The 11878-nt window shown below is 34.5% G+C and carries 8 protein-coding genes; 6 read left to right on the top strand and 2 right to left on the bottom strand.

Annotated elements, in window-relative coordinates:
* The first annotated feature begins 113 nt into the window (after positions 1 to 113).
* The 3 genes from BM183_RS09465 to BM183_RS09455 all read left to right on the top strand — a co-directional run bounded on the left by BM183_RS09465 (position 114) and on the right by BM183_RS09455 (position 4388).
* Positions 114 to 1412, top strand: coding sequence for a citrate transporter (locus BM183_RS09465; RefSeq protein WP_091686443.1), 1299 nt, complete (start codon positions 114 to 116; stop codon positions 1410 to 1412).
* Between the two features lie 71 nt (positions 1413 to 1483).
* A complete protein-coding gene (locus BM183_RS09460; protein ID WP_091686441.1) occupies positions 1484 to 3616 on the top strand; it encodes a hydantoinase/oxoprolinase family protein in 2133 nt (710 codons plus the stop codon).
* Positions 3606 to 4388, top strand: a complete 783-nt coding sequence (locus tag BM183_RS09455) for a hypothetical protein (protein ID WP_091686440.1) — start codon at positions 3606 to 3608, stop codon at positions 4386 to 4388. Before BM183_RS09460 ends, BM183_RS09455 begins: the two co-directional genes overlap by 11 nt.
* 166 nt (positions 4389 to 4554) lie before the next feature.
* Here BM183_RS09455 and BM183_RS09450 read toward each other — a convergent pair whose 3' ends face one another.
* Positions 4555 to 5700, bottom strand: a complete 1146-nt coding sequence (locus tag BM183_RS09450) for a glycoside hydrolase family 18 protein (RefSeq protein ID WP_091686438.1) — start codon at positions 5698 to 5700, stop codon at positions 4555 to 4557.
* A 180-nt stretch (positions 5701 to 5880) separates the two neighbouring features.
* Positions 5881 to 6810: an acyltransferase gene (locus BM183_RS09445; protein WP_091686437.1), complete on the bottom strand. Its 930-nt coding sequence runs from the start codon at positions 6808 to 6810 to the stop codon at positions 5881 to 5883.
* A 319-nt stretch (positions 6811 to 7129) separates the two neighbouring features.
* Here BM183_RS09445 and BM183_RS09440 point away from each other — a divergent pair, with 319 nt between their 5' ends.
* The 3 genes from BM183_RS09440 to BM183_RS09430 all read left to right on the top strand — a co-directional run bounded on the left by BM183_RS09440 (position 7130) and on the right by BM183_RS09430 (position 11865).
* Positions 7130 to 8455, top strand: a complete 1326-nt coding sequence (locus BM183_RS09440; protein WP_091686435.1) for a glycosyltransferase family 2 protein — start codon at positions 7130 to 7132, stop codon at positions 8453 to 8455.
* A gap of 143 nt (positions 8456 to 8598) precedes the next feature.
* Positions 8599 to 9495: an intracellular short-chain-length polyhydroxyalkanoate depolymerase gene (phaZ, locus tag BM183_RS09435; RefSeq protein WP_091686433.1), complete on the top strand. Its 897-nt coding sequence runs from the start codon at positions 8599 to 8601 to the stop codon at positions 9493 to 9495.
* A 996-nt stretch (positions 9496 to 10491) separates the two neighbouring features.
* Complete coding sequence (locus BM183_RS09430) at positions 10492 to 11865, top strand: Wadjet anti-phage system protein JetA family protein (RefSeq protein ID WP_091686431.1); 1374 nt, start codon at positions 10492 to 10494, stop codon at positions 11863 to 11865.
* The last annotated feature ends 13 nt before the right edge of the window (positions 11866 to 11878 follow it).

Genomic DNA, 11878 nt, shown 5'->3' with positions numbered 1-11878 from the left:
TATCTATACTATTTGTATGAATATATTTAGTGACAAAATGGAAAAATTAATATAAGTATTTGTTGTTAAAAGTAAGAACGGGACAAACACATAATGATTGAAAGGAGAAGTGTATGGATACTGCAATTATTATAGGTATTATTCTGCTTATCACATACTTTGGGTTAATCTATTTTGCTGCACGTGGAGGGAACTTAATGGTAGGTTTCTTTATTATGGCAGTTATTTGGGTTGCACTATGTATGGCTGGTGGCAAATTAACCTGGGCAGGCGCTCAGACCGACATCTTTCAGGGAGGACCGGAGAGTTGGGGTGCTACTGCAGTTAACGTTATATTCGGTAGTTGGTTTGGAAGGGTACTGATTGAAACAGGTATTGCTTCAAAATTAATAAAGAGTGTTACAGAACTTGGCGGGGATAATCCATTATTTACCACCATACTGTTATCCATAGTTTCCGGTATTATATTTACCTCTACCTTTGGTGCGGGTGCAGTAGTAGCAATTGGTGTTATTATTCTGCCGATTCTTATGTCCTTAGGTGTTCCTAAACCTCTTGCAGTTACCTCATATCTAATGAGTGTGGGCAGCGGTATGTATATTAATCAGGTACTATTTAAACAAATGCAGGGAATTTTTACAGATATGCTATATGATAAAAATTATTTTGTTTTTGGTTTTTTGGCAATGGGTGTTCAACTTATAATTATTTCGATCATGCTGATATACCATTTGAGAAAGAAAAAAAGACGCAGGAGGGCCTGGGCAGTTAAAACGGGAAAAGCGGGTTATTTGGAGGCCACAGTACCAACAGTAGCAATGATTACACCTATTATACCTACAGCATTGGCTATATTTTTTAAATGGCAGTCAATTCCGGCATTTATTGTAGGTTCTGTTTTTGGACTTGCTGTCTGCGGTAAATTTCCCAATTTCGGACAGGCTGCCAGAACCATATCAAGAACCTTTTATGACGGAGTTGTTGACGTTGCAAGCTTATTGGGATTTTTATTCATCCTTCCCATGTTCAATAAAATATCCGGTGTTGCAGCTCCGTTTTTTGAAGCGATTCTTGGAGGTATTATGCCAAACTCCACATTGGTACTTTGCATAGTATTTGCAATTGTAGCACCCTTTGGATTATTCCGGGGGCCATTAACAATCTTTGGTGCAGGTGCTGCCACCGTTGGGGTTTTAAATGCCATAGGCGGTTTTACCACTCCATTCCTCTTTACCTTAATGTATGTTCCCACGATTACCATGAACCTTTCTGTTTGTCCAACTCAATCTTGGAATTTATGGGCACTAAATTACAGTAAAGTTTCGGTAAAAGAATTCCTGAGAACCGGTGTTATATGGGCATGGATCATAAATATCATTAACACTGTTTTGGTATTCCTATTATTCGGGTAGGAGGTTAAACATCCATTGTTTGAGATGTTATAATTAAAAAAGGCGCTAAAGCGCCGGAATCGAGGTTTAACATGACAAATAGGAAAATTCGGGTGGGCATAGATGTTGGAGGAACTCATACAAAGGCTGTGGCTGTAGATGATGCAACTTATGAAATTGTAGGAATCGGTTCCGTAAAAACCACACATGAAAGTGAATTAGGTGTTTCGGAAGGTGTGGTAGAATCCTTTAAAAAATGCCTGGGTGATAACAATATTTCTCCGGATGAAGTAACATTTATTGCACATTCAACTACCCAGGCCACCAATGCATTGCTTGAAGGTGATGTAGCGAAAACCGGTATTATTGGAATGGGAAAAGGAGTTATTTCAGGGTTTTTATCCAATATGCAAAGTAATGTAAAAAATATAAACTTAGATAACTCCGGCAGGAGGAAGATAATAACTGCCCATAGGTATATGGATTTGAAAAAAATCAGCAAAGAAGCTGCGGGTAAAGTCATTGATGATTTAAAAGCTGAAGGCTGTGGGGTTATAGTGGCCTCAAAAGCTTTTGGTGTGGATGATATTGAGGAAGAGCTAATTGTAAAAGAAGCAGGAAAAGAAAGGGGCATTGAAGTAACAGCTGCCGCGGATATCAGTAAATTATACGGCTTGACAAGAAGAACCCGTACCGCAGTAATTAATGCTTCCATACTTCCAAAAATGTTTGAAACTGCTGACAGTACAGAATCCGCCGTTAGAAAAGCTGGTATTAAAGCGCCTCTTATGATCATGCGTGGTGACGGGGGTGTTATGGATATAGAAGAAATGAGAAAACGTCCGGTACTAACTATGTTATCTGGCCCGGCGGCATCTACTGTTGGAGCTTTAATGTATTTGAGAGTTTCCAACGGAATTTTCTTTGAGGTTGGCGGTACCAGTACGGATATAGGTGTTATTAAAAATGGCCGGCCAATGATTGACTATTCTGTTGTAGGAGGACAAAGTACCTTAATTCACTCCCTGGATGTTCATGTATCCGGTGTTGCAGGCGGTTCCATGGTTCGCGCTGATAATAACAGAATTATTCATGTTGGGCCTCGTTCCGCCCATATTGCAAATCTTCCTTATTCTGCATTTACAGATCCCGGTAAGATTGTTAATCCCAAAGTTGTGAGAATACAACCGTTAGAAGGTGATCCGGAGGATTATATTGCCATTGAATGTGATGGCGGATTCAGGTGTACTATAACCGTAACTTGTGCAGCTACAGCTTTAGGAATTGTTAAGCCTGGAGATTTCTCCTATGGTAATCCGGAATCCAGTAAAAAAGCAATAGAAGCATTAGCAAAAGAATTAAAAATGTCTGTAGAAGAATGTGCAACAGCCATATTAAATAATGGGGCAGATACCTGTATTGCAGTAATTGAAGAATTGGCAGATAAATATAAAATAGAACGTGATCAAATTACCCTTATTGGAGGAGGCGGCGGTGCAACTGCTTTGTTGCCCTTTACCGCCAATAAAATGAATCTGCCATATCAAATTGCAAAGAATGCTGAAGTTATTTCTTCTATCGGTGTAGCTCTAGCCTTGGTAAGAGATGTAGTGGAACGTGTGATTCCAAGTCCGACCCCACAAGATCTTGCTGAAATACGTACCGAAGTAACAGATATGGCAATTAAATCCGGTGCAACGGCAGAAAGTATAGAAATTCAGATTGAAATAGATTCACAAACTTCCAAAGTACGTGCTATTGCAACAGGATCTACAGAAATTCAAACCCAAGACCTTTCAAAGAAAGCTACTATGGAGGAAGCGACTAAAATTGCAGCGGATTCTATGCGTGTAGAAGCCAAACAAGTAAATTGCATTGTGCAGAATGAAAACTTCTATGTATTTGGTTCTCAAAAGGGAAGAAAACAGGAGATTCGTGTTGTAGACAAAAAAGGTATTATTAAAATCCAGAGAAGTGACGGTAATGCCGTTGAATCCACTACTGGCAGTGTCAGGTCAGTTGTAGATAAGCTGTGGGAAGAGTTGTCAGTTTATAAGTCAGATATTAAGATCACACCAGACTTTTATCTGTGTATTGGCCCGAAAGTTATTGATTATGAAGGAATGTCCGGTTTAGATCAACTTCATATGGTAATGGACTCGGAATTAATGACACGTGCATCCGGTGATAGTGTAATTCTAATTGGTGCTAAGAATGATATGTAAAAGAATGATATTCAATAGGATAAAAAACAGTACTTTAAAAATAAAAAATAATACCTTAGACAGTGGGCGTAACGTTAAAATGGATAGGATGGTGTATTACCTGGAGATTAAAAAAGAAATAGAGGAATTATTAAAACTGCAAGATAGATATTTTGCAATGTATCAAGTATATACAGATCCTATCCAAAGAAAAATCACACCAGAGATTAGAAATACTATTATAGAACAATCTTTAACTTGTGGACAGGAGGAAGCGGATAAGATTCTCAGTAATCTGAAAAAGCAGGAAATGCCTTTTGATATCTACCGGTTAATACAAGAGTACGGAATACTTATTAGGGAAGAAGACAGGGATGATTCCTTGAACTATATTTATTTTGGCGCATTTGAAGAACCGGGTACAATAACGTTATATATTGATAATATTAGAAAAGGTGAAGAACTGATCCGTGAATATAAAATAAAGGAATTATTGAACATTAATCTAAAAGAAGTGGTTCTTGCTCATGAAATTTTTCACTATATTGAAGCCAGGAATAAAAAGCTATTTGTAAATCAATACCGTATTAAACTGTGGAAATTAGGACCATATACACATACTTCCTTGCTTTCCTGTACCAGTGAAATAGCCGGTATGGCATTTGCAAAAAGGCTGCTTGGATTAAACTTCAGCCCTAATGTACTGGATGTTCTACTGCTTTATCCTCACGATAGGAATGAGGCAAAGTATATATATAAACAGATAATGGATAATGAGGTAAATATTAATTAGTGCCTTTAAAATTTAATTAGATAAATTGGCTGTAGGCTATTTTAGCTTTGAAAAATACAAAATAAGAGTTTTTTACAGGAGATTTTATTGAAATCAAAAATCTCCTGTTTATTGTATCCAGGTATATAAAACCAACTACCGTTGGTTCTGAATTTATATACTGGAATTACTGCTTCTCCAATTCTTTTGAAATCGTTGTAATAATATCTCCGGTAAAATCATGAGTCTGCTCCCAATACATCATCCCCCCTAATTTCAGTTTCTTTACAGTATCTGCCTTGTATCGAATTGCTTCTAAATCCTCATAAGTGATCCATATATCACCGTTATACAGGTAGGCAGCTTTTGAGATATCATCCCAGTATCTGGTATATCCATTTTTGGAAATATAATTTTCCTTTAAATTATTATAGGTGAAATCTGATTCGTCAAGAGGAATTGGGGCTTTTGCAGACTGAAACAATCCTTGATTCTCGGAGGGAACACCTCTCCATCCATATCCATAAGCGGGAATACCCACTACTAATTTTTCAGGTCTACAGACCTTAAGATACTCTTGTATTCCCTGATATGTATTTAGATGATCAGGTGCTTCCTTACAATCCATTAAATTACTTTGATGTCCGGTTACCTGGGACCATGTCCCCACGTAATCATATCCCATGAGATTAATATAATCTACAGTATTACTTACTTCTTTTATTCCGAAAATCTCTACGGCCCAATCACTTATAGGTGCTGCAAATGATAAAGTATACTTCTTATCATTTGAAAGCTCATTAAATTTAGAATGTATTTCTTTCATTAAAAGTATAAAGTTTTCAGTATCTTCAGGACGGGTTTTAATTAGTCCTGAATTATCTAATACAGGATATTCCCAGTCAATATCAACACCGTCAAGACCATAAGTTTCCAGGTGGGAAACAATGCTGTCAATAAAAACAGAACGGGTTTCCTTTGTGAAAGCCATATCAGAAAAACCATCCCCACCCCAGCCTCCGATGGCCAGATTAATCTTAAGATCAGGATAACTTTGTCTCAATATTTCTAATTCTTTTGGGAGGTTTAATTCTTTGATTGGATTTACTTGAAGGGTGAAATCAGGCGCTATTTCACCAAAAGCAAGATTTACGTCTGTTAATAAGTCTCCAGGCACATCTTTCGCATGCCAGGTTTTATAAATAGGCAAATAAGAGAGCTTCACAAATTTCTGGGATTCGTTTCCTAACTGCACGAATCTAAATATTACACATGCTGCAATAACTATTGCAGTACATATAAGAATTATTATTTTTAAATTTTTTTTAAACATGATTCACCTCCCGGTTCTAAATTAAATATTTTCCTACACGAGGGATTAATTGTATCAATTTAACCAGTATAAAACTTAAGGTAAAACTAATGATAATTAAAGCTATAGTATAAAATGCGTATGATTTTTCAGCTAAAAAGCCTAAACGCCCGGAAAAATCAATGATTAATACCATATGAATCAGATAGTACTTAAAGTTCCTAAAAGCTTTTGAAAGCTTTCTGTCAGAAATCCATTCCAGTCAATATTTTTTGCTGCAATAAAAATAGCAATAGAGATAGTAACCGTAGTTACTGCAAAGTGAGAATATAAGCTTTCGTTTAACGTATTTTTAGAAAGTGAAATAAAATATGTTCCAAAGGCAGTAAGAAATACGGAAGCAAGAGCACCTATGTAAATAACCATTCTTAATTTTTTGGATAAATCATGGTGATGCAAATAATAACCTAGAATACAGTATCCCGATATGCCAAAAACAAAGGGAATATTCAGAATATGAACGTAATAATATTCTGGTCCACCAAAGAATCTCACCAAGCTTTGTATTAAAGTGCATAAAACAGTGGAAGCAAACCACAGTCCTAACCAATACTCAAACTCCTTTTTGGTGGAGTGAACCACTATTTTCTTTAAAAGGGGTGATATCAGATAAATAATAAATATATCGTAAACAAACCATAGATGATAATATGATTTGTCCAATAGAATATTCATAAATAGGATTCCCAATATTTCTGGAAAGTGGATCTCATTCCCCAAAATATAAATTTCCATAATGAGAGAGTAGATAATAGACCATATCAGAAACGGAATACCTACTTTAAGAAAACGTGACTTTATAAAATATGGAATGTTATCCAGGTGAGGACTATCTAATGTCAAAGCTCCACTAATCATAAAAAATACAGGAACTGCCCATCTGGTAATGCTGTTTACTACATTGGACCACCACCAGCTTGGTTCTCCTAAAGCGTTAATATCTTGTGCCTTGCCTGCCGCCCCATGAATTGCAATTACACAGAGAATGGATAAAACACGTAAAATATCCAGGTATACAATTCTGTTTCTTTTCTTTGGCTGCAGTTCTGATTTCTTTTGTAATTTCTCCATATGATTACCCCTTATGTATAATATATTTATAAATTATGACTAAGATTATACACATAAAAATAAAATGGTCAAATTTGGACTTTACCATAATTTTCTATGATTTCCATAAATAGTATCATCTTTATAATTGGTTTTTAATGAAATATCTTTGATAATAATTTGACATCTGTAAAAAATATGAAAAAATATACAAATAAATTCTTGAAATAACTGTTAAAAACAGTAAAAAAGACGAAAAAAAATTTTCTGCCAAATTTGATTTATTTTGAAAAGCTATTATACTTACATCTATTCATTAAAGTGAAGGGAGAATTTAAATATGCATGTTTTATTTATTTTGTTTATTATTTTTCAACTCGTTTATATTATTATCCCACTTTTAAAAGAAAGACCGGACAGAGCAGCTATGAATATGACCAGTGAAGAAGAAAAAGGCCTTACTATTCTTGTTCCTGCTTATAACGAAGAACTGGTGATTCATAAATGTTTAGGAAGTCTTGTAAATGTGAATTATACACATCATGAAATTATTATTATCAATGATGGGTCAACAGATCAAACCTTGTGGGTGTTAATGGAATCGTTGGGTTTGGTAATAGATGACCGAAGATGTGCCCGCAAGCTTCATTATGCAAGAGTCAGGGAATTTTATCATTCCACCCTATATCCCAATGTATATGTAATTAACAAAGAGAATGGGGGAAAGGCGGATTCCCTCAATGCCGGAATTGACTACAGTACTAATGGCATTGTGATTACTTTGGATGCTGACAGTTTACTTGAAAAGGATTCTTTGAAATACATCAGTCATGCTTTTGATTCTTCAGAAGAAGTGATCGCAGTGGGGGGGATGGTTCATATAGCCCAAGGATTTGAGAACGATAACGGTACTTTAAGGCCATCTTTAAAAAACACCAATGCCTTAATCAGACATCAAATGATTCAATATCTGACAGGATTCTGCCTTAATAAGTATACCCATTCCCGCTTAAATGCAATTACAGTTATAGCCGGAGCTTTTGGAGCTTTTCAAAAGGAAGTATTATTCCGGGTTAATGGTTTTAGACAAACAGTAGGGGAAGATATGGATATTACTCTTAAATTCCAAAAATACATAAAACAAAATAATAAAAATGAACGAATGTTATTTATTCCGGAAGCAATCTGTTATACACAGTGTCCGGAAGACTTTAAGAACTTAATTAATCAAAGATTTAGATGGCAGCGGGCTTTTATAGACTGTATCATCTATTATTGGAATGACTTGTTCAATAATTTTTGTTTTTTTACATCCATGTATCTTTTATTTGATTCTTTTATATTGGGAACCCTTGTATCATTTTCCACCATTCTTATTCCATTTTTAATTTTTTTAGTTCCAACGTCAGGGGTTTGGGCATTAAAGATACTGTTGCTTGTTTCATTCGTCACTTCTTTTTTACAGAATATAACGGTTTTCTTTGTACTGCACCGTTATGACTATGTGTTTTCTATAAAGGACTATATTAAATTTACCGGTTTTACATTATATGAATGCGTTACATATCGTTTCTTAGGAATTATTTATGCATTTTTTGGGACAATCAGTTACTTTATTCATACAAATAATTGGAATAAAATAGAACGTACCCGGCTTAATTTGTAAATCAGGAATTTAAAATGCCCCTTTTCAATAAGACAAGCTATCTAAAATCTCTGATCTTTGGTTATTTTATAATAACTCAACTGTTATTTTAGAGAAAAATATGGTATAATGTACAAAATAATCAAAATGCGGAGGAGCTTTTTATGACGAAAGAAGTATTTCTAAAGTCTGTCGATCTACCTAATGGGGAAACTCTTGCCTACAGGGAGATGGGTGAAGGGAGTAAAGTATTACTTGTAATTCATGGAAATTATTGTTCTTCTGTCCATATGGATATTATTATGGATAATATGCCGGATGGCTATAAAATATATGCACCGGATCTAAGGGGATATGGTGACAGTACATATAACACTCCAATCAGCTCATTAAAAGAATTAGCGGAAGATGTAAAATTATTGGCAGATGAACTTGGTTTAAAACAATTTGATATATTTGGCTGGTCCCTGGGTGGAGGAGTGGTTCTACAATTTGCTGCAGACTATCCGGATTTTGTAAGAAAAGCAGCAGTATCCGGTTCTGTAGGAATAAAAGGATTCCCCCTTTATAAAACAGGTCCTGATTTTAAACCATCAGCAGAAAGAATAACAACTATGGAAGAAATCGCAAAGGATCCGCTGATTGCAGCACCAGTTCTAAATATATATAAGAATAGGGACAAAGCAACTTTAAAACAAATCTTTAACGCAAGTATCTATACAGGGAATAATATAAACCCTGAAACATACGATAAATATCTGGAAGCTACCTTAAAGCAGAGAAACCTTGTAGAAGCTGATTATGCTCTTACCTCCTTTAACATGACTCATGAACACAGCGGAGTAGTTGAAGGTACAGGTGATATAGATAAAATCAAAGGGCCTGTACTGGTTATGCAAGGTACTAAGGATGTTGTTGTTTCCAAGGAACAATATCAAACCATAAAAGACGGATTGGGCGACAGGGCAGTAATTGCTGAATTTGAAGGCTGCGGCCACGCACCAATGGTAGATGAAACGGAAGAATTTATGCAAGTTTTATTGAACTTTTTGGGAAAATAAAAATTTAGGGTAGTAGGACGCTTTGCTCTGTAGTTTGTTGGAAATCAGAAAGTGCTCATTAAAGCTTTCATAATGACTCAATTTATATGTTCAAGGATAACAGGGTGTATAATATAAATTTTGCTACCTTACCCTGCCGGCCGGATTACGCAAAATTTATATTATACACCCTGTTATCTTAATTTAGTTTATGAGAGTCATTATGAAAGCTCAATGAGTACTTTCTGATTTTAATTTATGTTGTGTAGCAAAGCTGTTTGTAAAATAATTTTAATTTTCATCAATCAAGTTTAGATATATATTAATTATACTTAAGGAAATAAATTCTCTGTCAGACAATAACTATTAGTCTTTCCATATAAATAGGTTCTCATCTCATATTATCTGTTTTAATACCTTTAAAAATTCTATATCTATTTACATAAGTTTAAATATCTTTTCAAAAAGAATTAAAAGCTTTTCGAAACCTCCAAAGTTCAATTTATACATTGTGTTAAAGTTGTGTATTGAAACTTGTATTTAATTTAGTGCCTTAATAAATATAACAATTCATTTAGTATACCCATTATATAACAACATAAAATAGTATGTACATTTTATTATCCTAAGATATACACTAGTTTGTAAAATAATCGGCAGTTACAGCTTTGCTGACAACATAAATTGATCTCAGAAAGTGCTTAATAAACTTTCGTAATGACTCTCATAAAACTTTAAATTAGGATAACAGGGTGTATATGATTAATTTTGCGTAATCCGGCCGACAGGGTAAGGTAGCAAAATTAATCCTATACACCCTGTTATCCTTGAACAATATAAATGGAGTCATTATAAAGCTTAATAAAGCACTTTCTGAGTTCTCAACAAACTACAGAGCAAAGTGCCTTACTACAACAAATTTTTATTTCAGCAAGTGAAATTAGGATAATATTATGTTATAATATCGATGTTATTTGTGTTTCCTATTAATTACTATAGAATGCTAAGGAGCTGACCATGAAAGAAATACTAAAGATTTCACAGCTGTTTTGGAATTTGTTTTATTCTAAAAATCGATACATATATATAGAATCCCTTATGGTTATTTATGACGAATACTTATATAATGATTATTTTCTAACAAAAGAAACCTGTATTCAGATTATTGCGGAACACTTTTCAGACCGTATTATAGACATATCTGCGGATGATGACGAACAGGATTTAGATAGCATGGAGCCTATGGCAACCAAAATTATTAATAAGCTGATTCGTTTTACCTGGTTAAAGAAAGTGGAGGATTACAGCTCCTTTAAAACCAATATTGTTATTCCTGACTATGCCTCTGCATTTATTGAGGTATTTAAGAAATTAAGTAATCCGGATTCCAGTGATACAGATTTGTACATTCAGAATGTATATACTAATATTTATTCTTTTTATTATGATACCAAAGCCGGAATGGACTTATTAAAGACAGCTATGGTTAATACAACCAGACTGAACAGGTCTTTACAGGACATGCTTCACAATATGGATCAATTTTTCGGAACTTTGCTAGAGAAGAAGAATTATGAAGAACTTTTGGAAGAACATTTGGATGTTTATGTGGAAGCTATAATCAATAAAAAATATAGTTTACTAAAGACCAGTGATAATTTTTATATTTACAAAAATGATATTAAAAAACTTCTTCGTGCTATACAGGATGATGAGAGCCGGTTGTTTATATTAAAGCAAAAAATGATGTCAGAGGGGAAACAGGAAGAAGACATTGAGAATGAGTTTCTGGACATTATTTATGAAATAGAGCGGGGTATTCTGAATATGGAGAAGAGAATTGCCCATATTGACACAGAACACAGTAAGTATGTCAGAGCTACGGTAAGCCGTTTGGAATACCTTTTAAGTAATGATGACAGTGTTCAGGGAAATGTAGTTACTCTGCTAAATCTATTATCTGCAGAAGAGAACAGCGAAATCCTGTCACAAGTTTCAGATTCGATTCTGATTAATGATCTTACCATTATATCCAATGAATCCCTTTATAAAAAAAGAGGAAAACATAAAGTATTTGAAGAAACCGTAGAAGTGGAAGAGGAAGTAGAGGAAGAATTATCTAAAGAAGCCATTCTGCAAATCAATAAAAATAAAAACAGATATAGTCAAGTACAGATTGAACAGTTTATTATTAGGCAGATGGATAATGGAATGTTTCATACCAAAGAGTATCCAATTACCACAGATGAAGAATTTGAACTATTGATCCTGGCTTATGATTACAGTATGCGTAAGAAGAGTCCTTTTCATGTGGTACCTGGAGTAAAGGGTACAATTACAAGTGGTAAATACACTTACCCGGACATGATATTTGAGAGAAATGAGATTTAGCCTGATATAATTA

It is taken from the genome of Anaerocolumna aminovalerica, from assembly GCF_900115365.1.
Lineage (GTDB): Bacteria > Bacillota > Clostridia > Lachnospirales > Lachnospiraceae > Anaerocolumna > Anaerocolumna aminovalerica.
This window is presented reverse-complemented; position numbering and strand designations above follow the sequence as displayed.